The organism is Bradyrhizobium sp. 153, assembly GCF_023073835.1.
Classification (GTDB): Bacteria; Pseudomonadota; Alphaproteobacteria; order Rhizobiales; family Xanthobacteraceae; genus Bradyrhizobium.
Genome location: NZ_JADPKH010000027.1, coordinates 19,677 through 46,229, shown reverse-complemented (window position 1 = coordinate 46,229; position 26,553 = coordinate 19,677). Strand labels below are relative to the sequence as shown.

Sequence of the window (26,553 nt, the reverse complement as noted above, 5' to 3'; positions counted from 1 at the left end):
GTTGGAACGCCTGATGGCAAAGGTTGGACCCCAGATAAGCCAAAAATGGGCGCATCTGGTCCGAATCAGGCCGTTCCCTTGGTTGCCGCTTTGGGCCTCGTCGGGTAAACCCTGCCGCAACTTCGGACCGGCCGTTACAGGCCGTTCGATTCGCTTCCTCCGAGATTGAATTTGGGACGACCATGCATCGCTACCGGTCACATACATGCGGCGCGCTCCGCGAGAGCAACATCGGCGAAACGGTTCGCCTCTCGGGCTGGGTCCATCGCGTTCGCGACCATGGCGGCGTGCTGTTCATCGATCTGCGCGACCATTACGGTCTGACCCAGTGTGTGGTCGACCCGGATTCGCCGGCATTCTCGCTGGCCGAGAAGCTGCGTTCGGAATTCGTGGTGCGGATGGACGGCAAGGCCCGCCGCCGCCCCGAAGGTACCGACAATGACGATCTGCCGACTGGCAAGATCGAAGTTTACGTCAGCGAGATCGAGGTGCTGGGTCCGGCCGGCGACCTGCCGCTGCCGGTGTTCGGCGACCAGGAATATCCTGAAGACATACGCCTGAAGTACCGCTTCCTCGATCTGCGCCGCGAGAAGCTACACCAGAACATCATGACGCGCGTGTCGATCATTGACTCCATGCGACGTCGCATGAAGGAGCAGGGCTTCTTCGAATTCAACACCCCGATCCTGACCGCGTCCTCACCGGAGGGCGCGCGCGACTTCCTGGTGCCCTCGCGCATTCATCCGGGAAAATTCTACGCGCTGCCGCAGGCGCCGCAGCAATACAAGCAGCTGCTGATGATGAGCGGCTTCGACCGTTACTTCCAGATTGCGCCCTGCTTCCGCGATGAGGACCCGCGTGCCGACCGTCTGCCCGGCGAGTTCTACCAGCTCGACGTCGAGATGAGCTTCGTCACGCAGGACGACGTGTTCGCCGCGATGGAGCCGGTCATCACCGGCGTTTTCGAGGAATTTGCCAAGGGCAAGCCGGTGACAAAGGCCTGGCGCCGGATTCCGTTCGCCGAAGCCTTGCGCAAATACGGCAGCGACAAGCCGGACCTGCGCAACCCCATCGAGATGCAGGACGTCTCCGAACATTTCCGCGGCTCCGGCTTCAAAGTCTTTGCGCGCATGCTCGAAGATCCCAAGAACCAGGTCTGGGCAATTCCGGCACCGGGCGGCGGCAGCCGTGCGTTTTGCGATCGCATGAATTCCTGGGCGCAAGGCGAAGGCCAGCCCGGCCTCGGCTACATCATGTGGCGCGAGGGTGGCGAGGGCGCCGGTCCTCTCGCGAACAACATCGGTCCCGAACGCACCGCCGCGATCCGAGCGCAGCTCGGCGTGAAGGAAGGCGATGCCGCCTTTTTCGTCGCCGGTGATCCCGACAAGTTCTGGAAGTTTTCGGGTCTTGCCCGCAACAAGGTTGGCGAGGAGCTGAACCTCACGGACAAGGAGCGGTTCGAGCTCGCCTGGATCGTCGACTTCCCGATGTACGAGTACAACGAGGACGACAAGAAGGTCGACTTCTCGCACAACCCGTTCTCGATGCCGCAGGGCGGCCTCGACGCGCTGAAGGGCCAGGACCCGCTGACCATCAAGGCGTTCCAGTACGACATCACCTGCAATGGCTACGAGATCGCCTCGGGCGGCATCCGCAACCACGTGCCGGAAGCAATGGTGAAAGCGTTCGAGATTGCCGGTTACGGCGAGCAGGAAGTGGTCGAACGGTTCGGCGGCATGTACCGCGCCTTCCAATACGGCGCCCCGCCGCATGGCGGCATGGCCGCGGGCGTCGACCGCATCGTGATGCTGCTCTGTGGCACCACGAACTTGCGCGAGATCTCGCTGTTCCCGATGAACCAGCAGGCCATGGACCTCCTGATGGGCGCGCCGTCGGAGGCCACCACCAAGCAGCTGCGCGAGTTGCATATCCGGGTGAACCTGCCGCAGAAATGAGTGGCTGAGTGGGGCTTTGGTCTCGTGCCCCGGACGCAGCGCAGCGCTACTTCGGCGATGCGCTGCAGAGCCGGGGCCCACATTTGCGGGAACAACGGGCTTTCTGGGTCCCGGCGCTGCGTCGCGTCATTTCATGCCGCGCCGCGTCCGGGACACGCGACCGTCGCAACCGCTCGCCCTACAGCCCCGTCGACGCTTCGATCTTGAACTGCGCCAGCGTGCCCTCCGGGTCGGCATTGAAGAGCTGCATCAATTGCATCAGCGGCACCTTCGTGCGCGGCGTGACCTTGATGACGAGCGTCTGGCCCGGCGTCTCGACAAAGCTCGCGATCGCGTCCACCGCCGTGTCCGCCTCCGGATTGGCGGCGGCGACATCCGCTCGGTACGCCCTGACGCTGTCGACGAGTGTCCGGCGCGCCTCGTCGCGGCTGACATTTCGTCCCCGTGCATTCTGCGTCACCGCGGAATCGACGAAACCATTGTCGCGGACCGAGAACTCGAGCGCGACAGCCTCAACCTGGGCGGCCCGACCCATGAACTGAGCGGGGTCAGCCGAAAACAGCTCGCGTGGCACATTGCTAAGCGTGATGCGCAATTGCGCGCTGGCGATCCCTCCGATGTCGAGTGTCGCGGGCGTCAAATTGAAGCTGTTGGACGACTCTGTCCACGCGGCGCCGAGATCGAGATCGATCGCGAGCTTGTCGATCCCGCTGAGAACCAATGGAAGTTGTTTTGGGTCGGATGGATCGGTGGGCGTGACGAATTTCGCAATCAGGTGCGCCTTGCTCGGGATCGAGCCAATCAGCTGTCCCCACTCCAGTGTCATCGTATCGATCGTGATCAGCCTTTTGGTGTTCTTGTCGGGCGCCACCACGCCCTTGATCTCGGCGCCTTCCAGCACGCGGAACAGGCCCAGCACCTGATCGGGCGAGGGTGCCTGCCCGTGATTGCTGAAGCCTGCCGCCCAGCGCATCAGGTTTGCCGCGCTGAAGGATTTCAGCGCGAAGCGCTCCATCCTGAACTGCCCCTGCGGGGTCGGCGTATCGACGCCTTCGACCGCGAATTCGCCACCCCGATATCTGACGGCGTTGATCCTCGCGGTGCCTTGCGGCATGCTGATCGACGTCTTGCCGACCTGGATTTTGCCGATACGGAGGCCATCATAGAACCCGGCGAGCTTCTCCATCATCTCGCGCGATTGCGCGGATGTCGGGAGGACCGACCGGTCTGTCGGCATGAGCGCAACGATCTCGGCCGGCCGGAATTTTGACGGCTGCGCCGCGACGTCCTCGAAGGTGATCCCGTCGATGTCCATCCGCATGCCCTGGGTCGATTTGAGCACATAAGGGCCGGCGGAGATTTGCCGGTAGACGCGGTAGTAGCCGTCGTCGCCGGTCTTGTCTGGGTCGAGTACCGCGGCGATCGCGGTCGCATCGAACTCGTTGACGATGATGTTGGAGAGATCGCCGGTCAGCTTGTCCTGCTTGCCCGGCTGCGGCACGTCGATGGTGAAAACAGCGCGGTCCGCCTTCATCGCATCGAACTTGCCGTGCTTGAGATTCTGGATGGCCAGGCCGGAATAGGCGACCTCGCCGCTGCCGGCGGCGCTGCCGCTCGCATCGAAGCTCATCGTCAACGTCGGAGCGGTCAGTGACGATGCCGTGACGCGTGCGTATTGACCGAGCACATAGCGGTAGATATCGATCACGGAGCCACCCGTCGGCACATTCCCGGCGTGAAGGGGGCCGGCATAGTCACGCAGGGTGAGTTGCGGGATCTTATAGGATGCGTTCAGCTTCGCGGGGCCGACCTGGTTGAGCGCGACTTCGAAACCCGTGACGTCGATGTTGTCGGCCGAAAAGCTGCTCTGGTCGAGCAGGCGGACGCCGGTGCCCTTGATGCCGGCGATCTTGATCTGCGCCTGGGACTCGTTGCCGGGAGTCACCGCTATATCATCGACCCTCAGTGTCCGGCTCATCACGTCGAATTCGACCTTGCCGTAGCTCGCCTTGCCGCCTTGCTTGCGGATCTGCTCGAAGGCGGCCTCGACCTCGGTGGTGGCGCGATATTTTGCATAGAGGTTGAAGCCGAACGATCCGCCCGCGCCGAGCACGGCGAGTGCGATCAGGCCGATCAGGAATCGCTTCATTTCCCTGCTCCAGTTGCTGGTTTTGCACCGCGCAACCTGCCATATTCGCGAAACGCCGCGCGGTCCAGGGAAAGCTATGGTTTTCAAATATTTGACCACGCGTCCTGTTGATGGGGTCGCAATCGGATGTTGCCACCGGGGCGGCTGCCGTGCTTCATCCCGTTTCCATGACCCGGAAATAACGTCCGCATTGGGCGGCCGCTCCCGGTGATGCATTTTGAGGCCGGTAACGCGAGGCGAGACACCGCATGTCGTCCTATTCTGATGATCTCCACCAGGCGGCGCTCGCCTATCACCGTCTGCCGCGGCCCGGAAAGCTCGAGATCCAGGCGAGCAAGCCGCTTGCCAACCAGCGCGATCTCGCGCTGGCCTATTCTCCGGGCGTCGCCGCCGCCTGCACCGAGATCGCCAAGAATCCCGCCGAGGCCGCCTCGCTCACCACCCGCGCCAATTTGGTCGCCGTTGTCTCGAACGGCACCGCCGTGCTCGGCCTCGGCAATATCGGCCCCCTGGCCTCCAAGCCGGTGATGGAGGGCAAGGCGGTCCTGTTCAAGAAATTCGCCGGCATCGACGTGTTCGACATCGAGATCGCCGCCGACACCATCGACCGCGTGGTCGAGACCGTGGCGGCGCTCGAGCCGACCTTCGGCGGCATTAATCTGGAAGACATCCGCGGACCGGAATGCTTCGAGATCGAAACGCGCTTGAAGGAGCGCATGAAGATCCCGGTGTTCCATGACGACCAGCACGGCACCGCCATCATCGTCGCCGCCGCCATCACCAACGGCCTCAGGCTGAACGGCAAGAAACTGTCCGACGTCAAGATCGTGGCCTCGGGAGCAGGGGCCGCGGCAATCGCGACGCTGAATCTCCTGGTGTCGATGGGCGCGCAGCGCAAGAGCATCTGGGTCTGCGACATCGACGGCCTCGTGCACGAGGGCCGCAACACCTCGATGGACCGCTGGAAGGCGGTCTATGCGCAGAAGACCGACAAGCGCACGCTCGCCGACGTCATCGGCGGCGCGGACATCTTCATCGGCCTGTCCGCGCCCGGCGTGCTCAAGCCGGAGATGGCCGAGGCGATGGCCGACAAGCCGTTGATCATGGCGCTCGCCAATCCCGTGCCGGAGATCATGCCGGAGGAGGCGCGCAAGGTGCGCCCCGACGCCATGATCTGCACCGGCCGCTCCGACTATCCGAACCAGGTCAACAACGTCCTGTGCTTTCCCTTCATCTTCCGCGGCGCGCTCGACGTCGGCGCCAGCGCCATCAACGAGGAGATGAAGCACGCCGCCGTCGAGGCGATCGCGCAGCTCGCGCGCGAGGCGCCGTCGGATGCAGTCGCGCAGGGTTTTGACACCGGCGAGACGCAGGGTTTTGGCCCGGGCTCGCTGATCCCGAGCCCGTTCGATCCGCGGTTGATCTTGCGGATCGCGCCGGCGGTGGCGAAGGCGGCGATGCAATCGGGCGTCGCAACGCGGCCCATCACCAATTTCGATGAATACACCGCGCTGCTCGAGCGCTTCGCCTTCCGCTCCGGCCTCGTCATGAAGCCGATGTTCGCCAAGGCCAAGACTCAGCCGGTGCGCGTGATCTACGCCGAAGGCGAGGACGAGCGTGTGCTGCGCGCCACCCAGGTGGTGCTGGAGGAGAAGCTGGCGCGGCCGATCCTGGTTGGCCGCCCCTCGGTGGTGGAGGCACGCATCAAGCGGTTCGGCCTGTCGATCAAGGCCGGCAAGGATTTCGACCTCATCAATCCTGAGGACGATCCACGCTACCGTTCCTATGTGCAGTCCTATGTCGAGGTCGCCGGCCGCCGCGGTGTGACGCCCGACGCAGCGCGCACGGTGGTGCGCACCAATAACACGGTGATCGCGGCACTTGCGGTGGTGCGCGGGGAGGCCGACGCCATGCTCTGCGGCGTCGAGGGTCGCTATATGAGTCATCTGCGCCATGTCCGCGAGATCATCGGCTTCTCAGCCGGCGTCAGCGACTACGCCGCGCTGGCACTGCTGATCACCAGCAAGGGCGCATTTTTTATCGCGGATACGCAGGTACGCCCAAATCCGAGCGCGGAAGAGCTTGCCGAGATCGCTTCGCTCGCGGCGGTCCACGTACAGCGTTTCAACATCAAGCCGAAGATCGCCTTCGTCTCGCATTCGGATTTCGGCAGTTACGATACCGACTCCTCGCGCAAGATGCGCCGGGCGACCCAGCTTCTGAAGGAGAAGCATCCCGAGATCGAGGCCGACGGCGAGATGCAGGGCGACACCGCGCTTTCAGCTGCTGCGCGGAAAATGGTGCTGCCGCACTCCAAGCTCGAGGGCGAGGCCAACATCCTGATCATGCCAAGCCTGGATACCGCCAACGTCGCCTACCAGATGATCAAGTCGCTGGCGGACGCGCTCCCGGTCGGCCCGATCCTGATCGGCCCGGCACGGCCGGCGCATATCCTCACGCCCTCGGTGACCGCACGTGGCATCCTTAACATGACGGCGGTCGCGGTGGTCGAAGCGCAGGAGCGCGCCGCGAGGCAGCAGCCGACGTTGTTTACGTAAGGGTCGATCTGCGCGAAAGATGCACATCCTTCTCCGACAAGGGGAGAAGGGGCACCGGTCGCGCGGCTTATTTTGAATTCCTCGCGGTTCTCCATTTCCCTGTTTGAAAACCGCAAGCGGACTCTTCATAATCCCTCGCGCATCCCGTGCTTAGCGCTCTTGCCAAGAGGCCGATCATGCCAGCGTTCGTGACTTTCGGGCGGATCCTGTTCGCCGTACTGTTCATCTACACGGGCGCGTCCAAGCTGTTCGCCATCCAGGCGACGGCGGACTTCATCGCCACCAAGATCATGGTGCCCGATATGATTGCGCCTTACGCCAAGCAAGTCGAGACCGCGACCGCCATGACGACGCCGCAATTGCTGGCGATCGCGGTCGGAGGACTCGAGGTCATCGCCGGGCTGATGATTGCGCTGAATTTCGGCGCGCGCTTCTTCGCGATGCTGCTGATCATCTACGTCGCGGTCGCGACCGTGCTGTTCGATGACTTCTGGAACCAGGCGCCGCCCGACAACGCCAAGGTGGTGATCGACGCGCTGAAGAACCTGTCGATCATCGGCGCACTGTGCATGATCATCGGATACGGCCGAACCACGCGTCCGGCCGAAGCGGCCTACGGGGACGTGTAGGCAGGGTATGACCGCCGCTCCGCGCGGTCCTGTAGGGTGGATTACGCTGACGCCAGCCCGCACCTAAAAGCGTGATGAGATTGGGATGAGTCATCGCCGCGCTTTAGGTTGTTGTTCAAGCATGATCTTTTCGGAAACCGCTTCGCACTTTTCCGGATAATGCTCTAACGCGCCCCAAGGATGCGCTGCCAGAACGTGCCACCGAGCACCTTCCAGCCAAGATAGAAGTACAGGGTGATCAGGGCAAACAGCACAAGAGCGGATGCGCCGTGCAGGCTGAAACCGTCCTTCGTCGTCTCGCCGGTGGCGGCGCCAATGGAATAGCCGCCGACGAAGAACACCGTCAGGAAGTCGAGAAAGCCGGCGAGGCCACGGCGCCAAAGGGGTTTGGGCGTCGATGGAGTATCGCTTGTCGACATCAAAGCAGCCTCCTCTTGGCAGCCGCGGCGGATCGCCGCTCAGGATTTCCCATCTCGGCTTCTTGTCAGAGTTTCTTGGCATCGACGTCGATGCCGATGATCTTCCAGGCATTGTCGTTCTGGGCAAAACGCAGCCTGTACTTGACCCGGACCTCGTCGTTCTTGAACTCGCCGGCGAGAACGAGCGCACCTTCCGAATCGAGCTTGGGTTTCTGCTGTGATTCGTAATCGTCGGTGACGATCCCTTCGAAGAACAGCTTCTTGCTGCGGAAGGATTCGAACGCGGCCGCCAGCTTCTCGGGCGTCATTTGTCCTGGAACTGCCTCGAGCCCTTGGCAAGCAGGACCGAGTAGTTCCCGGTGATGTTGGCGTCGTTGAAGGTCATCAGCGTCGTGCGGACCAGCACGTCCTGCTCGTCGTCGGTCGGCAGGTCGATCGCGTAGGCCGATGACGGCGACATCACTGACAGAAAGGTCAGCGAGACCAGGACCGCGATGGCGCCGAGAAACTTGCGGCAGGAGAGGGAGGCAAAAATCGAACTCATGGTCTCTTTGTCCTTAATGAGGGGCCGGGCGTATGCCAGAAAGCGGAATGAAGTCGCCACATGCGATCTGCATAACAGAGAAGCTCTAATTTTTCGCTCGTGTGGGAAGGAGTTTTGGCCTCGCCGGTTCACGCCGCATTAAACAGGCTCGGGATGAGGAACGTCGTAACTCCGCCGCACCGTCGCCCTTCGGCACTGCTCTCTCTGACTCCAACTGGCGCACGAGAATCTGCCGCGCAGGCCGATTTCGGGATTGTTGAAACTCTCGGCACATTGAGCCATCGCCGGACCTGCCGGGGACGCGGGAGCGTGCGCGACGACGGGGCACGGGCCGCGGCGATTGACGTTGCCTGAGGACGGGCGGCTGGCTTCGGCGGCTCACAGCGGACTGGCGGCGATGCGCACCTTGATCTTGCGCTATCCCCGCCGCCACGGCGTGACGGCGACATCATGTGCCGCGTCGAGCAGATACGGCGCGCTGGGCTTCATTCCGTGCGAGGCGAGCACCTCGTGCGGCGTCCGCTGGGGCACGCCGCCAAAACAGCCTTCGCCGCCGGGCAGTCGCACATGCGGCGCCTCGGACAGCCAGAACGTGTCGTAGCGGTCCATGAACATGTCGAACACCATCGGGCCGCCGATGATCGCGACCGTGCCGGATGCGACGTTGGCGAAGGCGCAAGCTTCCGCGAAGCTGGCGTGACCCGGATTCCACAATGTCGCGTTCGGCATTTCAGGGTCGACGGTCAGCGCCCTGATCTTGCGGGTCAGGATCAGTCGCTTGCGCTTCGGCGAGTTCGGCTGCTGCTCGTGCGAGTTGCGGCCGTGCACGATCAGCGCGGCGCGATCGAGCGCCTGCTCGAAGAACAGCTTGTCGCCTTCGAACTTCAGACTGTCCGGCATCACATGCGCGGCGTCAGCGAGCATGCCGTCCGCCGAGACGATGACGTAGCCTTCGATGCGAAAAGACAATGGCCGTCTATTCGGAAACGGTCGTCACCACGGAATTGACCGGGCGCTGGCTCACCGTCGGCAGCTTGACGTCCTTGAGCAGCTCCTGGTCGTATTCGGGCAGCGTCGATGCCGGGAATTTGGCGCGCATCGCTACCACCTTGTAGCCGCCCGCCTTCAGGCGCTTGAGCAGCTCGGGCAGGGCCTCCGCCGTGTGCTTCTGGAAGTCGTGCATCAGGATGATGCCCTTGCCCTTGGTGTCGAGCTTCTTCATCACGGTCTCGACCACCTTCTCAGGCTTGGAGGCTTTGAAGTCGAACGAATCGATGTCGCAGGAGAAAATTCCGATGTTGCGGTTGCCGAGATAGGTGACCATCTCCGGCGGATGCTGGAGCGCCGGGAAGCGGAAGAAAGGCGAAGGCGAGATGCCGCCGAGCGCCCATTTCACCGCGGATAGGCCCTTCTCGATCTCTTCCTTGCGCTGCGCTTCGTTGAGCTTCTTGTTGTTGAGGTTGGCATGCGACCAGGTGTGGCTGCCCACGGTATGGCCGGCCGCATAGACCTGCTTCAGGATCTCCGGCTCGTAGGTCGCGTGCTTGCCGATGGAGAAGAAGATGCCGGTGGTGCACTCGTCGGCGAGTGCCTTCAGCACGGCGGGCGTGTTCTTGGGCCAGGGGCCGTCGTCGAAGGTCAGCACCACCTCGTGGTCGCGCAGGAAGTCGAGCTCCTTGAAATGCTCGAAGCCGAAGCCGGGGCCGCCGGTGGTGTCGATCTCGACGGTGCGGGCGACACCGAGCGCGCCCGGCGTGCTGCAGGCTGCACGCGCCGGCTGCGGCGCCTGTTTCGGTGGCGGCGGGTTAACGAAGCCCGCTGGCGCGGCAGCTACTGCCGGAGCGGGTGCCGGCGCAGCCGCCGGCGCGGAAGCTGCCGGTATCGCCGGTGCTCCTTGGGTGGTGGCCGCGGGTTTTGCGGCGGTCTGCGACCATGCCGCGCCGGTCATGCCCAGAGACATCGCGCTTGCCAAAATCAGTCCTGCCGCCACACGCATGGTGTTGTCCTCGAGATTGATCCCGTTGTTCCGCCGCGGCTTTTTCTGCGGCAAACCGTCCTGCCCCAAACCATCCTAGCCTAGAGGGTGGGCCCTCGCCATTGCAACGGCTGTTTGATGCCCCGCCACAATTGTGCCCAACCGGATGGGGCGCAACTCGCGTCAACTGTCGGCCAGCGCCTTGGCAATGGCCGTTTTGACCCGCGTATCGGTCGGCGCGACGGCGGACGCAAAGACCTCGGCGATATAGCCGTCACGGCCGATCAGATATTTGTGGAAGTTCCACTTCGGAACCTCTCGCGGCCGTGCGTCGGCGGCCCATTTGTAGAAGGGGTGCGCTTTCGATCCGATCACAACGGACTTGGCTGTGATCGGGAAGGAAACGCGGTATTGGTGCGCCGTCTCAGAGATTTCGCTGGCGCCGCCGGGCTCCTGGCCACCGAAATCGTTGGAAGGCACGCCGATCACGGTGAGCCCGCGCTCGCGAAACTCGTCCCAGAGCTCCTGGAGGTCTGCATATTGCGGGGTGTAGCCGCAGAGCGAAGCGGTGTTCACCACCAGCAGCGGCTTGCCGGTGTACGCGGCAAGGCGGATGTCCTCGCCGGACAACGCGGGGAAGGAGAAGGCATAGGCCGAGATCCGGCTCATGCCGCCGTCGGCAAACGCGCGCTTCATTGGCACGAGTGCGCCTGCAAGCGCGGCGAGCATGGTCCTGCGGTTCATCATGACGCCGTCCCCGAAATGATCCGGGGTGCATGTTACTCCGCCGCTGCAACCTCACTCGTCAACACCGCGTTATCGGTCGCGGCGAGGCGCTAGACGTTTGGCGCGTTTGCTTTGCGCGAAGCGGTATCCACTTCGCTCAAAACGCTCTCTAGTGAAGGCGCTAGTAAAGGCGGACGATGAAGTCCGTGCCTTCGCCGGTCTCCCCCTGGTTGATGCCCTGGTCGGAGACGATGATCGAGCCACCTGATGTCAGCATCTCGTTAATCTTCGCCATGGTGTCGGCCGGAATTGAGATGCGGTCGAGGGCTTCAGTCGGGCTGTCCGGCGTGACCACCGGCTTTGCGGCAACGGGGATCACGGCAGCGCCACGCTGGCGGCGTGACACGCGTCCGTCGTCATCGCGCGCAGCGGCGCGGACCGAGATCGACAGCGACACCACCGACCAACGCAGCGCGTTGGAATCGGTCTTATCGACTTCGGCTGTGAAGACGTGCGTGCCGAGCGGCCGGTCGCTCGGGGCGATCGTGACGGGCACCTCGAATAACGGCGCAAAGTTCTGTCGCACGTAGAGCTTGGAATCCTTGCGGCTGATGAAGACGGCGATCTGGCCGGCCCGCCGCGGCGCATCCGGCTTCGCCGCAGGTGCCGGATCGGCAACGCGGGTCTCGTCCTTCTCCATGTCGGCCGAGGTGGCGAGTGCCGGAGCATCAGTCTTCTTCCGGGAATCGGCAGCTTCGGTCTTGGCAGCGCCGAGCTTGTCGTCGGTCACTGTCGAAGCCTTGGGCGCTTCCGCGGCCTCAATCGACTTCGCGTCCATGTTTGCGGGCCTGGCGGTTTCTTCGGATTGCGGCTTGGCCGCGTCAGATGCCCCGGCGATCTTGGTCGTGATCTTGTCGGCGGGCGCAGCCGCTTCCTCGCGGGCGGGCGCATGGCCGGTGGTCACATCCGACATCACGGTGTGGCCGACGGAGGCGCGCAGCTCGAGCACGCTGTCTGCGCTCGCGGTCTTCGTCTCGGCCGGCGTGGCTTCGTTGACTTTGGTTTGCGCCGCGCCCTTATCGGCTTTGTCGCTGGCGTTGATCTGCGGCGCGAGGCTGGCGGCGGGCTGCGGCGCTACGCGCACCGAGGCGAGCAGCGGATGCGAAAAGCTTTGCGGCGACATCTGGCCGGGCGCGACGATCACGCGCGCGCCCATCCTGGTCCAGTTCCACATCTTCACCGCGAACGCCATCGGCATGCGGATGCAGCCATGCGAGGCCGGATAGCCCGGCAGCACGCCGGCATGCATGGCGACGCCAGACCAGGTGATCCGCTGCATGTACGGCATCGGGGCGCCGCTGTAGATGTTGGAATGGTGGAATTTGTGCTTCTGGATGACGCTGAACACACCCATCGGCGTCGAATGGCCCTTCATGCCTGTCGACACCGGGGATTCCGCGAACACGCCCTTGCTGTCGTAGACCGTCACCTTCTGCCGGTCGATCGAGACGACGATGACGAGCGGTCCTTGCGGCTTGGTGCCCGCTTCCTTCTCGGCGACGATCTCCTTCTTGCCCGCCGTGCCGCGCTTCGGCGGCTTGTGGCGCGGTAGTTCGGGATGCCGATCCTGCCGGGCGTAATAGGACCCGTCGGAATAATCCGTCCAATAATAAAACGCTGCGTCAGCCTGGCTTGCCGTCCCGATCGCACCCGCCGCCGTCAAAATGGCGATCTGCCAAATCCGCGTTGGCTTGGCAGCAAAACCGGACCCGTTCACGCTGTTCATCCTCGAATCCATAATCCAAATCAGACGTTAGTCTCGCAAAGGGGATACGCGTTCACCCTCAAGGTGGTTCTGCCGTCAGCTACTTTTGTTCAACGCGTAGCAAAAAAGCCTCACAGAGCGGTAAACGGCGGCCGTGCCGACTGGCCGCTCGTCTTCCTGACCGGCCGCCTGATGCCTACATTGCGGGGACTTGTTACCGGAGAACTTCATGTCATCTCGTTTCCACGGTCTTTTCGGCATCCGTTTGAAGGGCCTCGCTTTATTCCTCCTGGCTCTGACGATTTGGGCGGCGCCCGCCCTTGCTGCCGACGAGCCCGATCTGATCTTCCGCCGCTCGACTGTATTCAAATGGATGAGCCCGAACGACAAGCTCGCGACTTACGGCCTCGACGACCCCGAGGTCGAGGGCGTCGCCTGTCACTTCACGGTGCCGGAGAAGGGCGGCTTCAAGGGCTGGCTCGGCCTTGCCGAGGAGGTCTCGGACATCTCGCTGGCCTGTCGCCAGGTCGGCCCGATCAAGTTCAAGAACAAGATGGAGCAAGGTGACGACATGTTCCGCCAGCGCCGCTCACTGTTCTTCAAGAAGATGCAGATCGTGCGCGGCTGTGACGCCAAGCGCAACGTGCTGGTCTACATGGTCTATTCGGACAAGCTGATCGAGGGCTCACCAAAGAACTCGACGTCGACCGTGCCGATCATGCCGTGGGGACCAGCGGACGCAAGCGTCCAGAAGTGCGGTGAGTTCTTCACTCACTGACGACTGCGAGGTCCTGCAAGATGCGAGCCAGTCAGCGGCGCGAATGTCTGCGGCGCGGCTTCAAGGTCGCGCTTGGCTTGCAGCGCCATTTCGCCAGCTGACGTCGCGCTGTTGCGAACGGGTCGTTGTCTCCGCGGCCCATCCGCTGGTCCGTCTCGCGCGTCGAGCGCGATCTGCCGCCATCATGATGGCCATTGCTCACGTGAACGCGCCCGGTGGTCCCGGCGTCGCGATTTCGATGGCTTAGGTCGTAGCCGAAGCGTCCCCGACCACGTGGAGGCTCGTTCCGAACCGAGCGGGAATTTGTCAGGCTACTTTGGGCCGTGGCGCGCCCCCCTGAAAAGATTGGCATTTTCCGGCGAATGTTTCGTCGTGCCGGACACGACGAAACAATTCTCACGAAAGATGAAACCATTTTCCGCTTTTGGCGCATCACGCACGAAACCACCCATGGTTATCAGCTTCACAACGACGGCACCGCCGGCCACCGATTCGGAGACAAGACCATGCGCGCGCTCAGCTTCATCCTTGCCTTCGGCTTCGTGCTTGCCGGTTCCTCGTTCGCGGGCTCGCCGGATGGCAGTCTTCCCGGTGTCGGCACCTTCCAGTACACCGGTTCGTCGCTGACGATCATTGCACCGCAGCCGATCGTGGTCGCCACGCGCTTCTGATCGCCAACAAGAAAAATTGCCGGCAAAGGCCATCATGATTGCTCGTTTCTGCGCCGCAGCGTTCATGTCCGTTCTGACGCTCAGCGCCGCTGCGGCGCAGGTGCGCGCTCCCTCCAGGCTGCCGGATTCCCGTGCCGAATTCGTGCGTCAGTGTGCGCCGCGCATGCTCGGGCGCTGGGAGCACCCGGAGGAGGTCTGCGGTTGCCTGCACGACCATGCCGCTGCCGTCGTCGAGGACCGCGACTTGCGTGAGGCGCTGCTGCGCGGCATCAGCGAGACCGGCGTGCCGACGATCGAGACCGACTGGGTGCCGACGTCCAAGCAGGGTGAAATCGGCCCGACCTTCACCAAAATCGCCAAGCCGACCTTGCAGTGCATGTTCGATCCGGCGAAGTGACGTTCAGATTATTTGGTTTTCGGACCGTATCGTGGCACGCAGGTGCTCGTCCGTGAAACGCCCTTGTCGGTCATCTTCGCGCCGCGCACTTCCTTGACCTGTCCGGCGGGGCAAGTTCCGTCATCCACTTGTACGCGCTGGCCGAGCTTGAGATCCACGATGTCCTGCTCGCGGCCGACCATTGTTGCGCGCGCCGTGGAGGCGAGCGCGAGGGACATCAGGAGCGAAAGGCAGGTCGCGCGGTGTAGCAGCATGATTTGAAGTCCGGCGTCGATGCCGCAATCTAGGGAGCCGGAGGCGATTCTGATAGGTGAAGCTTCGTTACGCCTGCCGGGCTGAGCTCCTCGCGCACAAGATAGCGCGCGACTCGCGCGCCAGCCGTTCGGCAGAGGCCACCAGTTGCGGAACCGTATGCCCTGAAAATCCAAGCACGAAACCGGGCAGGGGACGCGCGAGTGAATAGGTGTCGGCCAGGAGCCAACCTTCCGCGCCGGCCGCCCGCTTGGCCTCGGCCGCGCGCGACGGATCGACCGGGGGATTGAACCGTGCGACAAGATGCAACCCTTGCGACGGCACCGGCACGGATAGCGCCCCGTCCGATTTCGCTTCCAATGTCTCCGCCAGCGCATCACGCGCCTCGCGATAGAGCTTGCGCACCCGCTTCAGGTTCGCGGCGAAGGCGCCGGAATTGAGCATGTCGGCCACCGCGCCTTCCATCAGCGTGCCGGGAAAGCGGTCGAGCGCAGCCCGTGCAGCCGTCACGTCCGCGATCAGGCGCTCGGGCAGCGCGCAATAGCCGATGCGCAGGCCCGGAAACAAGGTCTTGGCGAAGGTGCCCAGGTAGATCACGCGCTGGAGGTGATCGATGCCGGCGAGCGACATCAGCGGCGCGCCGTCGTAGCGGAACTCGCTGTCGTAATCGTCCTCCAACACGAAGGCACCGGCCTGCTTTGCCCAGTCCAGCAGTTCGAGCCGCCGTGGCATCGACATCTGGACGCCCAGCGGAAACTGGTGCGACGGCGTGACATAGGCCGCGCGCGCAGACGGTGCCGCCGAACGACCTTTGGCCACGTGCAGCCCGTACGCGTCGACCGGAATGGGTACGGTGCGATATCCGCAATGTCCGATCGTCTGGCGCGCGATCGGATAGCCGGGGTCCTCGCACCAGACCTGGTCGCCCGGCTTGAGGATCGCGCTCAGCACGATGCGCAGCGCATGCAGCGTGCCGGACGTGAGCATGATCTGATCGGGGTCGCAGCGCAGCCCTCGCGCCGACAGCAGGTGATCGGCGATTGCCGCACGCAGCTCGCGACTGCCGCGGGGATCGCCATAATGCAGATGCTCGGATCCGAATGCGCGCATGCGACGGCCCACGAAGGCGCGGAAGCGCTGCACGGCGCGCTCGTCGATATGGGTGCAGCCGAGCGCGAACGCGCCATGCTGCGGCGCTTCGACAACCGCCTTGGGTTTGTTCGCCTCGGCTGCTCGTGCAGGGATGCGCGCGGCGACAAAGGTGCCGGAGCCGACGGCTGCCTCGGCAAAACCGTCGGCGATCAGCCGCTCATAGGCAGTGACGACGGCGTTGCGGCGCAAGCCGGTCTGGTGCGCCAGTGTCCGTGAGGGCGGCAATGGCTCGCCGGGCCTGGCGAGACCGGAGACGATCATCTCGCAGAGCGCTTGGTAGAGCCGGTGCGCCGCGGAGGCGCCGGCCGTGACGTGCGGACCGGTGAGGTCGAGCGGCAACTCGGCCTTGGCCGGCGAGGGAGAATTGGTCGGAATTTTTCGCATGGAATTGGCACTATCGCAGACCAAATCCACGGCTACAACTCTTCCGAATTGTTCCAATCTCGGAGGTGCGGCCGTGAGCCAGGTTGAAAACTCAGACTCCTATCCGACGTCAGCGCGCAACCAGGTGAAGCGCCGTCACGACCGCGGCTTCTACGATCACGCGACCGTTCACCGCATCCTGGACTCCTCGATGCTATGCCACGTGTCCTATGTGATCGACGGTCAGCCCTATTGCACGCCGACCTTCTTCTGGCGCGAAGGAACGAAGCTGTACTGGCATGGGAGCAGCGCCAGCCGCATGCTGCGCAACCAGACCAGGGGCGAGCGCGTCTGCCTGACGGTCGCTCATCTCGACAGTCTCGTGCTGGCGCGCTGCGGCTTCAATCACTCCGCCGATTACCGGGCGGTGATGGCGTTCGGCACCGCCTACCTCGTCACCGACCACGAGGAGAAAGAGCGCGCGGTGATCGCGATGGTCGACCGCTTCTTCCCGGGCCGCACCGCGGGCCTGCGTCAGAGCACCGCGCAGGAGACCAAGGCGACCTCCTTCATCGCGATGGAGATCGAGGAGGCCTCGGCCAAGATCCGTGCCAAGGGCGTGGCCGATGACGATGAGGACTACGAACTCCCGATCTATGCCGAGCGCATCCCGGTGCGCACGGTGCTCGGCGCGCCCGAGCCGTGTCCGCGTCTGCTCGACGGCGTCACCCGGCCTGCGACATTGAATGGCTACTTCGAAGGCCGGCTGCTCGAAGATGCATTGCGGGATGCTTATTTTGTAGAGTACCCGAACGGCTGAAATCGGCTAGCTTGCGCTCCATCGATGATCTGAACGCCCGATTGGAGTTGCCTGATGAATGCCGAGACGCAGCAGAGGATTCTTGACGCCGTCGACGCCGGCTTCGAAGCCCAGCTTGCGACCACCCGCGATTTCGTCGCGATCCCCTCGACCCGCGGGGCGGAGGGACCGTGCCAGGACATGATCGGCGACCTCCTGCGCGAACGCAGCTATGAGATCGACGACTGGCACATCAATATCGACGACCTCAAGGATCTGCGCGGTTTTGGCCCGATCGAGCATGATTTTTCGAAAGCGCGTTCGGTGGTGGGCACCTACCGTCCGCAAACGAACGTTGGAAAATCGCTGATCCTCCAGGGGCACTGCGACGTGGTGCCGGCAGGTCCGCTGGAATTGTGGGATACGCCGCCGTTCTCGCCCGTCATCAAGGACGGCAAGATGTTTGGCCGGGGTGCCTGCGACATGAAGTCGGGCACGATCGGTGCGCTCTACGCGCTGGATGCGATCAAAGCCGCGGGCTTGAAGCCTACGGCGCGGATCCACTTCCAGTCCGTGATCGAGGAGGAGAGCACGGGCGTCGGCGCGCTCTCGACGCTTCAGCGCGGCTACCGCGCCGATGCCTGTTTCATTCCGGAGCCGACCGGCGGCAAGATGGTGCGCTCTCAGGTTGGCGTGATCTGGTTTCGCCTGCGCGTGAAGGGCCATCCGACCCACGTTGCCTTCGCCGGTTCCGGCGCGAACGCAATCATGGCGGCCTATCATTTGATCCAGGCCCTGCAAAAACTCGAGATCGAATGGAACGAGCGCGCCAAAGCCGATCGTCACTTCAGGACGCTCAACCATCCCATCAATTTCAATCCCGGCATCATCAAGGGCGGCGATTGGGCCTCCAGCGTGCCGGCCTGGTGCGACGTCGACTGCCGGATTGCCGTGTTGCCGGGCTGGTCGATCGCCGAGCACCAGAAGGAGATTTTGGCATGCGTCGCGGCCGCTGCGCGCAACCACCGCTTCCTCGCCAACAACCCGCCGGAGATCGAATGGTCGGGCTTCCTGTCGGAGGGGTATGAACTGACTGACGCCGCCGCACCCGAGGCCGCGTTCGGCAAGGCCTTCAATAAGGTCTACGGTGGCGCAGTCGAGGACCTCGTCTTCACCGCACTCACCGATACCCGCTTCTACGGCCTCAATCATGGCATCCCGAGCCTGTGCTTCGGCGCGAGCGGCGGCGAAATGCACGGCTTCAACGAGTTTGTCGAGCTGGAGTCGCTGAAGAAGACCACCAAGGCGATGGCGCTGTTCATCGCGGAGTGGTGCGGAGTGGAGAAGGCGTAAGCAACCGCGCTTGCCCTCTCTGCCGTCAGCGAGGAGCGAAGCGACGAAGCAATCCAGACTGCCGCCGCGGAGCGATTCTGGATTCGGTTCACGGCGCTCGCAGTCCTGGAATGTGACGGCGGCTCCTCAGGGCAAAGGACATACCTTGCCGGTGCGATCCGCTGTCCGAGACACAGGCGCGGATCAATCCTTTAAGCTTAAAATAAAGACTAGGATGGCGGCCCTGCCGGTGGCAGACTGGCCTCCGTCGCAGAGGCCTTAAGTCCGCCGAGGAAATCACGATGCGCGATTGGGATGATGCTTATGCCAATTCGACCCATATCCCTGGCTCGGACAAAATGCCGGCGCTGTGGGCGGAGCGGGCGGCGGCTTACCGTACGGGGTTGAGGGATTTTCGTCCCGACGTCGCCTACGGCGCCGGTGAGCGGCAGCGCCTCGACCTGATCCTGCCCGAGGGCGACAGCAAGGGCCTCGTCGTGTTCGTGCATGGCGGCTACTGGATGCGCTTCGACAAGTCAGCCTGGACCGATCTTGCCGAAGGCGCAAGGCATCATGGCTGGGCCGTGGCGCTGCCGAGCTACACGCTGACACCGGCCGCGCGCATCTCCGACATCACTGCCGAGATCACCGCCGCGGTCGCTAAGGCGGCCTCGCTGGTGGCAGGGCCGATCCGGCTCGCCGGCCATTCCGCCGGCGGCCATCTGGTCACGCGCATGCTGTGCGACGACAGCCGGCTCGAGCCCGCCGTCTACGACCGTATTGCCGGCACGCTCTCGATCAGCGGCCTGCACGATCTGCGGCCGCTCTTGAAGACAAGGATGAACGAGACCCTGCGCATGACCATGCAGGAGGCGACGCTCGAGAGCGCGGCGCTGCATCTGCCGCGGGGGCAGTCGCCTGTGACGGCCTGGGTCGGCGGCAACGAGCGCCCTGAATTCATCCGCCAATCCGACCTGATGGCCAACGTCTGGACCGGTTTCGACGTGCCGACGCACCTCGTCATCGATCCCGGGCTCAACCATTTTACCGTGATCGACGGGCTTAAGGATCCGTCGTCGCCGATCACCGCGCGTCTGATCGGCCTCGACTGACGAGGCGAGGGAAGATGGATCGAGAGGACCTATCATGACGTCCAGCGATTACGATCCTGCAAGCGAAGGCGCCGAGACGGATTTCGCCCGGCGCATGTCCTACGGCGACTACCTGGCGCTGGACGCGATTCTCGGCGCGCAGCATCCGCTCTCGGAAGCGCATGACGAGATGCTGTTCATCATCCAGCATCAGACCACGGAGCTGTGGATGCGCCTTGCCATCCACGAGCTCAGCGCCGCCCGCCGCGCCATCGCCAGGGACGAGGTGCAGCCCGCGATGAAGATGCTGGCGCGGGTGTCGCGCATCTTCGAGCAGCTCAATGGCGCCTGGGACGTGTTGCGGACGATGACGCCGAGCGAGTATACGCGCTTCCGCTCGCAGCTCGGGCAGTCCTCGGGCTTCCAGTCGCGACAATACAGGCTGATCGAATTCTTGCTCGGCAACCGCAACCACGCCATGCTCAAGCCGCACGCGCACGATGCGGAGACGACGAAGCTGCTCGAAGCCGAGCTCGCGACCCCAAGCCTATATGACCAGGTGCTGCGGCTTGTTGACCGCAACGGGCTCAAGATGCCTGCGGCCGTGCTGGCCCGCGACGTCCGCGAAACCCACAGTTTCAACGAAGGCGTGCTCCAGGCCTGGCGTATCGTCTACGAAGCGCCGGAGACGCACTGGACGCTCTATGAGCTCGCCGAGAAGCTGGTCGATTTCGAGGACTATTTCCGCCGCTGGCGCTTCAACCACGTGACAACGGTCGAGCGCGTGATCGGCTTCAAGCGCGGCACAGGTGGTACCGGCGGCGTCAGCTATCTCAAACGGATGCTGGAGATCGAGCTATTCCCCGAGCTCTGGCGCGTGCGTACGATTTTGTAGAAATGGCCATGACCAAGCTACGCGTCTACGACGACACCAAGGCTTTGTTCCATCTGCCCGACGGTGTGATCTATCTCGACGGCAATTCGCTCGGCGCGCTGCCGCTCGGCGTTGCCGAGCGCGTCAATCGCGTCATCACGGCCGAATGGGGCAATGAGCTGATCCGTGCCTGGAACACCGCAGGCTGGTATGCCCAACCGCGTCATGTCGGCGATCGCATTGCGCGACTGATCGGCGCCGAAGCCGGCTCCGTGATGGTCGGAGACACGCTCTCGCTCAAGGTCTACCAGGCACTCGCGGCTGCGCTCGATATGAACGCGTCGCGCAAGGTAATCCTGTCGGACACCGGCAATTTCCCGACCGACCTCTACATGGCCGAGGGCCTGATCGAAACGCTTGGGCGCGGCCATCGATTGCGTCTGGTGGCGCCGGAAGAGATCGAGGCCGCGCTGTCCGAGGAGGTCGTGGTCCTCTATGTCACCGAGGTCGACTACCGCACCGGCCGCCGCCATGACATGGCGAAGCTCACCGCGAAAGCGCGTGCGCTCGGCATCGTCACCGTCTGGGATCTCGCCCATTCCGCCGGCGCGCTGCCCGTCGATCTCTCCGGCTGCGGCGCCGATTTTGCTGCGGGCTGCACTTACAAATATCTCAACGCCGGCCCCGGTGCGCCGGCCTTTCTCTACGTTGCGCCGCGCCACGCCGACAATGCCCGCGCCGCTCTGTCGGGATGGATGGGCCATGCCAAACCGTTTGCGTTCGAGCTTGCCTATGCGGCGGCCGGCGGCGTCGAGCGCATGCGTGTCGGAACGCCGCCAGTGCTGGCGATGGCGGCGCTGGAGGCCTCACTCGACATCTGGGATCGGATCGACATCCGTGAGGTCCGTGCGCGTTCGTTGGCGCTCGGTGATCTCCTGATCGCCGAAGTCGAGCGTCGCTGCCCGTCTCTGAAGCTGGTGACCCCGCGCGCGCATGAGCGCCGCGGCTCGCAAGTCTCCTTTGCCTTCGACGGCGGCTACGCCGCCATGCAGGCGCTGATTGCCCGCGGCGTCATCGGTGATTTCCGCGCGCCTGAGATCATGAGGTTCGGGATCACGCCGCTTTATATCGGTGAGGATGAGATCGTCGGAGCCGCCGAGATCATCGAGGAGGTGATCGTAGGCGAGGTGTGGCGCCGGCCGGAGTATCAGGTCGTCAATGCGGTGACGTGAGGAAAGACGCCTCCACAGGCGTCATTGCGAGAAGCCCTTGCGACGAAGCAATCCAGAATCCCTCCACAGAGGCAGCCTGGATTGCTTCGCTTCGCTCGCAATGACGGCGGAGGGATCACGTCCCCCACAATGCCATCACGACCGCATCGAGCCCATCCGTCAGCGCTGCCGGTCCCGGCTGCAAGATGATCGGCGACTTGATTTCCACGATGCGGCTGTTGCGCACCGCCGGAATCTCACCCCAGCCTTCGCGCGTGCGGATACGGGCAGGGACAACCTTCTTGCCGCACCACGACGCGAGGATCACATCGGGCGCTGCCTCGCGCACCATCTCCGCCGACACGATGCGGTCCTTCGCCGCCTGCCGCGATCGCAACTCCGGGAACACATCCCCGCCGCCGGCGATTTCGATCAACTCGGAGACCCAACCGATGCCCGAGATCAGCGGATCGTCCCACTCCTCGAAATAGACTCTTGGCCGGACCGAGGGCCGGGGCGTTGCCGCGATCGCGGCGAGGCGTCGCTCAAAACCTTGCGCGAGGTTCTCCGCGCGCTCGGCCGCACCGACAAGCGCACCAAGCGTGCGGACCATCGCCAAGATTCCGGCGACGTCACGCTGGTTGAAGACGTGGACGTTGACACCGGCCCGGACGAGATCTGCGACGATGCCGGCCTGCAGATCGGAGAAGGCCAGCACCAGCTCTGGCTCCAGCGCCAGGATCTTTGGGATGTCGGCCGAGACGAACGCCGACACCCGTGGCTTCTCCCGTCGCACCTGGGGCGGGCGCACGGCATATCCGGAGACGCCGACGATGCGGTCCTGCTCGCCGAGCAGGTAGAGTGTTTCGACCGTCTCCTCGGTTAGGCAGACGATGCGGTGCGGGGGGAAGTGGCGCATGCGAGCAGCCTATGCACAATGTCGGCGCCGATGTCAGCCCGCCCATTACCTTGGATGTCATTGCTTTGCCGCACGAAGCAATTCACGTTGAGACAACAAGGAATTGGAAGGAGATCCGATGACGCCGCTCGAGAAACTTAAAGTCATGAAGATGCCGTTCGCCGAGCTCAAAGGCGTCGAGTTCGTCGAGGCCGAGAAGGACCGCGTGGTGGCGCGGATGACGGTCAGGCCCGACCTCTGCACGCTTCATCACACCATCCATGGCGGCGCGGTGATGGCGCTGGCGGATTCCGTCGGTGCGGCTGCGACCGTGATCAACCTGCCGGACGACGCCAAAGGCACCACGACGCTGGAAAGCAAGACCAACTTCATCGGTGGGGCCAAGGAGGGAACCACGGTGATCGCGACCGCCACCCCGGTCCACCGAGGCCGGCGGACCCAGGTCTGGACCACCCGGCTGGAAACCGAGGACGGCAAGCTTGTGGCCATTGTGACCCAGACGCAGCTCATCCTCGTATGAATGAGGGTCCTTGATTTTGTTAACGAAATGGTCGCGCCCGGTGCCACTCTTGGGCAGGCTCGCATCTTGAAAAGCTTGTTGCGATGCACAATATAGGCGGCCTAGGGATTCGAACGCCTCCTCGAGGGACACCAAGAGGAGTTTTGACGTGGTACTTGAAGAGACCGTCCGCACCGCTCCGGGCTATGTACGGACCTTGATCCAGCAGGAAGAATTGCCGCTCCTGCGCGACCATCTGCTGAGACTGGATCCCGCAAGCCGGCACGACCGTTTCAACGGTTTTCTCGACGACAGCTTCATCGAGCGTTATGCCGCCCGCTGCGCCGACGACGGCACTGTGATCGTCGCCTACATTGTCGATGGCATGGTCCGCGGTGCGGCCGAGCTGCATCCGCCGGAGGATGATTCGCTGCCTGAGGTCGCCTTCAGCGTGGAGGCTTCCGCTCGCCGCCAGGGCGTCGGCACCGTACTGTTCCGCCGTCTGATCGCGGAAGCGCGCTGGAAGGGCTATAAGCGCCTGCGCATCACCACCGGCGCCGAGAACCACGCCATGCGGGCGCTCGCCAGGAAGTTCGGTGCGCATCTGGCTTTCCGCCACGGCGAATCGACCGGGACGATCGACCTCACCAAGACAACCGAGGCCGAGCTTGCCGATCTGGCGGCTTCGCCCTTCACAGCCGGCCGGGCCTTGCTCAGCTTCAACTCGACCTGCTGGAAGATCATCTCCAGCATGTACGGCAGTCGCGCCGCATAAGACAGAAAGCGGACCGGCAAGGCCGGTCCGCTTTCACAGTCTGGGTAGGAAATGAGCGCTCAGGTGCCGGTGCGCTTGTCGTTGCCGAAACGTCGGACGACGCGGCGCTCGACCACTACGGAGCGTTGCGCGCCCTGTTCGCCGGCGATCACGCGGGTTGCGGTGATGCGGCTGTTGGTGCGGGCCTGCTTCTTGACCTCGGCCTGCACGACATCGAGCGGCATGCCCATCAGCGCTGCTGCGATCTCGGCCTGCTGCTCCTGGTCGTCGGTGATGCCGACGGCGGCGAAGATCGCCTCGTCCAGGGTGGGCGGATCGTGACGCACGCGCCGCGTGCCATACTTGGTATTCCAGTCTGCGCTCATAACGGCCTCGTTTGATGCCGGGATACCTAGTGCCGCTAATGTTGCATTGCAATATGGAATCGGTGTGGCATCTCAGCTATGCACCGGTCGGGTGTCAGGGCGGTGACGCGACACCTGCACCGAGTTCAATCCCTTGCTGTGGCCAGCGTTTCAGTGCCGCGTGCCCCGCTTCGGTGAGCCCGTAGATTCCCCGTTCAGCACGTGCGAACCAGCCATACACATTGTTAAGCAAGATCTTGCCGGCATCGGGACAGCGTTCGCGCAACTCGCTCACTCGCCGGGGGCCTTCGGCGAGGGCGGAGGCGCAGGCCAGCGCCTGCTGCCGATAGGCCGTCATGATCGGGGCACGAGTGCTGCCGCCGAGCACGGGATCGCCCTGCCGGCGCTGATGTTCTGCGACGAGCCGCGAGCGAATCTTTGGCTCGCGGCGCGGCGCCGCCGTCGGCGGCTTCACCAGCACCTCGACCTGGCCGCGATCGGTGACCCCGAGCATGCCGAAGCCGAGCCGGCGGCACAGATTGCGATAGCGCGCATCGCTCTCACGCCCTTTGCCGCGGGCCGACATTCTGGCGGCGATCCAGATCTCGTCGCCGGCCGGCGCGCGGTCGACCGCTTGAAGGATCAGCTCGAGATTGAAGGCGAGCTTGAGCTCGCCGATGACCACGACAGGTGGATCGCCGGCGCTGAGGCCCACGAGATCGCAGCCGCCGATCTCCCCCTTCACGGTGAAGCCGAGCTCTTCGAGGAAGCGTTTGACGGGCAGATAGAGCGCGGTTTCCAAAGACAAGTTCCGTGTGTGACGTCCGATCGGAGAATCAGTGCAGGCAGTTTAGAGCCTTCTCGGCTCCGATTGAATCATTGCCGTCTGGCAGAGACTCGGAACGCGATCCGCCTACACCCGCCCACCCACCGGAATCAGCGCGCCGGTGACGCCGCTCGCGGCATCGCTGGCGAGAAACAGGATAACTTCGGCGAGCTCCTGCGGCGTCACCCATTTGGAGAAGTCGGCTTTCGGCATGTCGGCGCGGTTGGCCTTGGTGTCGATGATCGACGGCAGCACCGCATTCACGGTGACCCTGCCTTTCAACTCATTGGCGAGCGCCTCGGTGAGGCGATGCACGGCTGCTTTCGAGGCCGCATAGGGGCCCATGCCGGGGCCTGCCTGGAGTGCACCCATCGCCCCGATGTTGACGATGCGGCCGGCCTTGGAGGCGGCGAGATGCGGCAGCGCCGCGCGCGAGGTGTTGAGCGCGGTCAGGACATTCAGCGCATTCATGCGTTGCCAGGTCGCAACATCGCCGTCGCCGACGGTCTCGAAGGCGAAGCCGCCGGCGATGTTGATCAGCGCATCGAGCTTGCCGAAGTGCTTTGCCGCCGCCTCGATCGCCGTCTTCGCCTGCGTTGCATCGGACAGGTCGACGCCGCCGATCTCGATGCTTTCAGGCGTTGCGGAGCCTTGTGAAGCCGCGTGATCGATGCGGGCCGTGCGCGCGCCGCGCGACTGCGCAATCTCCGCAACGACCTTGCCGAGCGCGCCGCGCGCGCCGGTCACGATCAGAACCTTGCCTTGCATCATCGATCTCCCGGCACGCCGCCTACGATTGCAGATAACGCGCCTTCAGTGCAGTCCGTTCGGCCGCGCCGAGCTTGAGCCCATCGCGCAAATAGGTTTCGATATCGCCATATTCCTGTCCGACGGCTTCGAACGCCGCAGCAAGGTAAGAGGCTTCGACGCTGCCGATGGCATTGCGTACGTCCTCTGGCAGATCGATCGCAGCTGTCGCATCGCGCTTGTAGTGCTGATTGGTGAGCAGGTAGTCCTCGGCAATGACGTCATCGGGTACGCCGAGGGCATGCAGGATCAGCGCGCTCGCAAAGCCGGTGCGGTCCTTGCCCGCCGTGCAATGGATCACGAGCGGCGCGCAATCTTCCAGGAGATGGCCGAACAGGTTGCGAAAGCTGTGCGTGTTGTGGCGAACGTAGTTGCGATAGGATTGGCGCATGATCTCCAGCGCGACCGGTGCCGTCAGCGTGCCCCGAGCGAGCTCAGCGCGCAGCGCAGCGACGACGGTCGGCTCGATCGGCAGTGAGTGCACGGTGATTTCGTTCACGACGCAGACGCCGCCGGCGCGCTCCTCCAGCCCACGGAAATCGAAGGCGCTTCGCACCCCCAGCGCTCGGACGATCTCGATGTCGGCTGCGGTGAGGTGGCCGAGATGGTTGGAGCGGAAGATCTGCCGCCAGCGCGTGATGCGGCCGTCGGTGGTCGGATAGCCGCCGAGATCGCGAAAATTGCTGGCGCCTTGCAGGGCGAGGTGGCGGGCAGGGGAGTCGGACATGAGATCAGCTTGGGTT

The 26,553-nt window shown here is 63.8% G+C and carries 28 protein-coding genes; 13 read left to right on the top strand and 15 right to left on the bottom strand.

Annotated elements, in window-relative coordinates:
- The first annotated feature begins 182 nt into the window (after positions 1-182).
- Complete coding sequence (gene aspS / locus IVA91_RS06460) at positions 183-1,955, top strand: aspartate--tRNA ligase (protein WP_247419941.1); 1,773 nt, start codon at positions 183-185, stop codon at positions 1,953-1,955.
- Between the two features lie 178 nt (positions 1,956-2,133).
- Here aspS and IVA91_RS06455 read toward each other — a convergent pair whose 3' ends face one another.
- Positions 2,134-4,104 (bottom strand): hypothetical protein, encoded by a 1,971-nt coding sequence (locus IVA91_RS06455; RefSeq protein ID WP_247419938.1) that lies wholly within the window; start codon positions 4,102-4,104, stop codon positions 2,134-2,136.
- 248 nt (positions 4,105-4,352) lie between these two features.
- On the opposite strand from IVA91_RS06455, the gene IVA91_RS06450 reads away from it, so the two are divergent.
- Together IVA91_RS06450 and IVA91_RS06445 are read left to right on the top strand one after the other, a co-directional pair.
- Positions 4,353-6,662 carry an NADP-dependent malic enzyme gene (locus IVA91_RS06450; RefSeq protein ID WP_247419936.1) on the top strand — a complete coding sequence of 770 codons (2,310 nt, stop codon included), beginning with the start codon at positions 4,353-4,355 and terminating at the stop codon, positions 6,660-6,662.
- A gap of 176 nt (positions 6,663-6,838) precedes the next feature.
- Positions 6,839-7,291 carry a DoxX family membrane protein gene (locus IVA91_RS06445; protein ID WP_247419934.1) on the top strand — a complete coding sequence of 151 codons (453 nt, stop codon included), beginning with the start codon at positions 6,839-6,841 and terminating at the stop codon, positions 7,289-7,291.
- A 164-nt stretch (positions 7,292-7,455) separates the two neighbouring features.
- Here IVA91_RS06445 and IVA91_RS06440 read toward each other — a convergent pair whose 3' ends face one another.
- From IVA91_RS06440 to IVA91_RS06410, 7 genes are all read right to left on the bottom strand, one after another.
- Positions 7,456-7,710 (bottom strand): hypothetical protein, encoded by a 255-nt coding sequence (locus IVA91_RS06440; RefSeq protein ID WP_247419932.1) that lies wholly within the window; start codon positions 7,708-7,710, stop codon positions 7,456-7,458.
- Positions 7,711-7,775: 65 nt separating this feature from the next.
- A complete protein-coding gene (locus tag IVA91_RS06435) occupies positions 7,776-8,018 on the bottom strand; it encodes a hypothetical protein (protein WP_247419930.1) in 243 nt (80 codons plus the stop codon).
- The gene (locus IVA91_RS06430) at positions 8,015-8,254 is read right to left on the bottom strand and encodes a hypothetical protein (protein WP_247419928.1); all 240 of its coding nucleotides are present in this window, start codon (positions 8,252-8,254) and stop codon (positions 8,015-8,017) included. The genes IVA91_RS06435 and IVA91_RS06430 overlap by 4 nt, the downstream gene beginning before the upstream one ends.
- 417 nt (positions 8,255-8,671) lie before the next feature.
- Positions 8,672-9,223, bottom strand: a complete 552-nt coding sequence (locus IVA91_RS06425; RefSeq protein WP_247281567.1) for a dihydrofolate reductase — start codon at positions 9,221-9,223, stop codon at positions 8,672-8,674.
- A 7-nt stretch (positions 9,224-9,230) separates the two neighbouring features.
- Positions 9,231-10,250, bottom strand: coding sequence for a polysaccharide deacetylase family protein (locus IVA91_RS06420; protein WP_247281566.1), 1,020 nt, complete (start codon positions 10,248-10,250; stop codon positions 9,231-9,233).
- A gap of 162 nt (positions 10,251-10,412) precedes the next feature.
- The gene (locus IVA91_RS06415; RefSeq protein ID WP_247419925.1) at positions 10,413-10,976 is read right to left on the bottom strand and encodes a glutathione peroxidase; all 564 of its coding nucleotides are present in this window, start codon (positions 10,974-10,976) and stop codon (positions 10,413-10,415) included.
- A gap of 160 nt (positions 10,977-11,136) precedes the next feature.
- Positions 11,137-12,741, bottom strand: a complete 1,605-nt coding sequence (locus IVA91_RS06410) for a L,D-transpeptidase (RefSeq protein WP_247458472.1) — start codon at positions 12,739-12,741, stop codon at positions 11,137-11,139.
- A 208-nt stretch (positions 12,742-12,949) separates the two neighbouring features.
- Between IVA91_RS06410 and IVA91_RS06405 the strand changes: the two genes are divergently transcribed.
- The 3 genes from IVA91_RS06405 (at position 12,950) to IVA91_RS06395 (ending at position 14,566) form a co-directional block, all read left to right on the top strand.
- Positions 12,950-13,498 carry a CreA family protein gene (locus IVA91_RS06405; RefSeq protein ID WP_247281563.1) on the top strand — a complete coding sequence of 183 codons (549 nt, stop codon included), beginning with the start codon at positions 12,950-12,952 and terminating at the stop codon, positions 13,496-13,498.
- 323 nt (positions 13,499-13,821) lie between these two features.
- A complete protein-coding gene (locus tag IVA91_RS06400) occupies positions 13,822-14,169 on the top strand; it encodes a hypothetical protein (protein WP_247419923.1) in 348 nt (115 codons plus the stop codon).
- Between the two features lie 34 nt (positions 14,170-14,203).
- The gene (locus IVA91_RS06395) at positions 14,204-14,566 is read left to right on the top strand and encodes a hypothetical protein (RefSeq protein ID WP_247281561.1); all 363 of its coding nucleotides are present in this window, start codon (positions 14,204-14,206) and stop codon (positions 14,564-14,566) included.
- An 8-nt stretch (positions 14,567-14,574) separates the two neighbouring features.
- Here the strand turns inward: IVA91_RS06395 and IVA91_RS06390 are convergent, their stop codons facing one another.
- Entirely contained in the window at positions 14,575-14,820 is a 246-nt protein-coding gene (locus IVA91_RS06390) for a DUF6719 family protein (protein ID WP_247419922.1), read from the bottom strand.
- A 67-nt stretch (positions 14,821-14,887) separates the two neighbouring features.
- Entirely contained in the window at positions 14,888-16,354 is a 1,467-nt protein-coding gene (locus IVA91_RS06385) for a PLP-dependent aminotransferase family protein (RefSeq protein WP_247420235.1), read from the bottom strand.
- 73 nt (positions 16,355-16,427) lie between these two features.
- On the opposite strand from IVA91_RS06385, the gene IVA91_RS06380 reads away from it, so the two are divergent.
- The 5 genes from IVA91_RS06380 (at position 16,428) to kynU (ending at position 21,661) form a co-directional block, all read left to right on the top strand.
- Positions 16,428-17,153: a pyridoxamine 5'-phosphate oxidase family protein gene (locus tag IVA91_RS06380; RefSeq protein WP_247419921.1), complete on the top strand. Its 726-nt coding sequence runs from the start codon at positions 16,428-16,430 to the stop codon at positions 17,151-17,153.
- A 54-nt stretch (positions 17,154-17,207) separates the two neighbouring features.
- Complete coding sequence (locus tag IVA91_RS06375; protein ID WP_247419920.1) at positions 17,208-18,485, top strand: ArgE/DapE family deacylase; 1,278 nt, start codon at positions 17,208-17,210, stop codon at positions 18,483-18,485.
- Between the two features lie 281 nt (positions 18,486-18,766).
- The gene (locus IVA91_RS06370) at positions 18,767-19,576 is read left to right on the top strand and encodes an alpha/beta hydrolase (RefSeq protein WP_247419919.1); all 810 of its coding nucleotides are present in this window, start codon (positions 18,767-18,769) and stop codon (positions 19,574-19,576) included.
- 34 nt (positions 19,577-19,610) lie between these two features.
- Positions 19,611-20,450: a tryptophan 2,3-dioxygenase gene (kynA, locus tag IVA91_RS06365; RefSeq protein ID WP_247281555.1), complete on the top strand. Its 840-nt coding sequence runs from the start codon at positions 19,611-19,613 to the stop codon at positions 20,448-20,450.
- Positions 20,451-20,458: 8 nt separating this feature from the next.
- Entirely contained in the window at positions 20,459-21,661 is a 1,203-nt protein-coding gene (gene kynU, locus IVA91_RS06360; RefSeq protein WP_247419917.1) for a kynureninase, read from the top strand.
- Between the two features lie 115 nt (positions 21,662-21,776).
- Here the strand turns inward: kynU and IVA91_RS06355 are convergent, their stop codons facing one another.
- Positions 21,777-22,559, bottom strand: a complete 783-nt coding sequence (locus IVA91_RS06355; protein WP_247419915.1) for a cobalamin-binding protein — start codon at positions 22,557-22,559, stop codon at positions 21,777-21,779.
- Between the two features lie 118 nt (positions 22,560-22,677).
- Between IVA91_RS06355 and IVA91_RS06350 the strand changes: the two genes are divergently transcribed.
- A complete protein-coding gene (locus IVA91_RS06350) occupies positions 22,678-23,079 on the top strand; it encodes a PaaI family thioesterase (protein WP_247281553.1) in 402 nt (133 codons plus the stop codon).
- Positions 23,080-23,227: 148 nt separating this feature from the next.
- Positions 23,228-23,833 carry a GNAT family N-acetyltransferase gene (locus IVA91_RS06345; protein ID WP_247303525.1) on the top strand — a complete coding sequence of 202 codons (606 nt, stop codon included), beginning with the start codon at positions 23,228-23,230 and terminating at the stop codon, positions 23,831-23,833.
- A gap of 59 nt (positions 23,834-23,892) precedes the next feature.
- On the opposite strand, the gene IVA91_RS06340 is transcribed toward IVA91_RS06345, so the two are convergent.
- From IVA91_RS06340 to IVA91_RS06325, 4 genes are all read right to left on the bottom strand, one after another.
- Positions 23,893-24,198: a hypothetical protein gene (locus IVA91_RS06340; RefSeq protein WP_015686575.1), complete on the bottom strand. Its 306-nt coding sequence runs from the start codon at positions 24,196-24,198 to the stop codon at positions 23,893-23,895.
- Positions 24,199-24,292: 94 nt separating this feature from the next.
- Positions 24,293-24,979, bottom strand: coding sequence for a DUF2161 family putative PD-(D/E)XK-type phosphodiesterase (locus tag IVA91_RS06335; RefSeq protein ID WP_247281551.1), 687 nt, complete (start codon positions 24,977-24,979; stop codon positions 24,293-24,295).
- Positions 24,980-25,090: 111 nt separating this feature from the next.
- Entirely contained in the window at positions 25,091-25,771 is a 681-nt protein-coding gene (locus tag IVA91_RS06330; protein WP_247420234.1) for an SDR family oxidoreductase, read from the bottom strand.
- Between the two features lie 22 nt (positions 25,772-25,793).
- On the bottom strand, positions 25,794-26,537 hold the full coding sequence (locus IVA91_RS06325) for a tyrosine-protein phosphatase (RefSeq protein WP_247419913.1): 744 nt from the start codon (positions 26,535-26,537) through the stop codon (positions 25,794-25,796).
- Between the last annotated feature and the right edge of the window lie 16 nt (positions 26,538-26,553).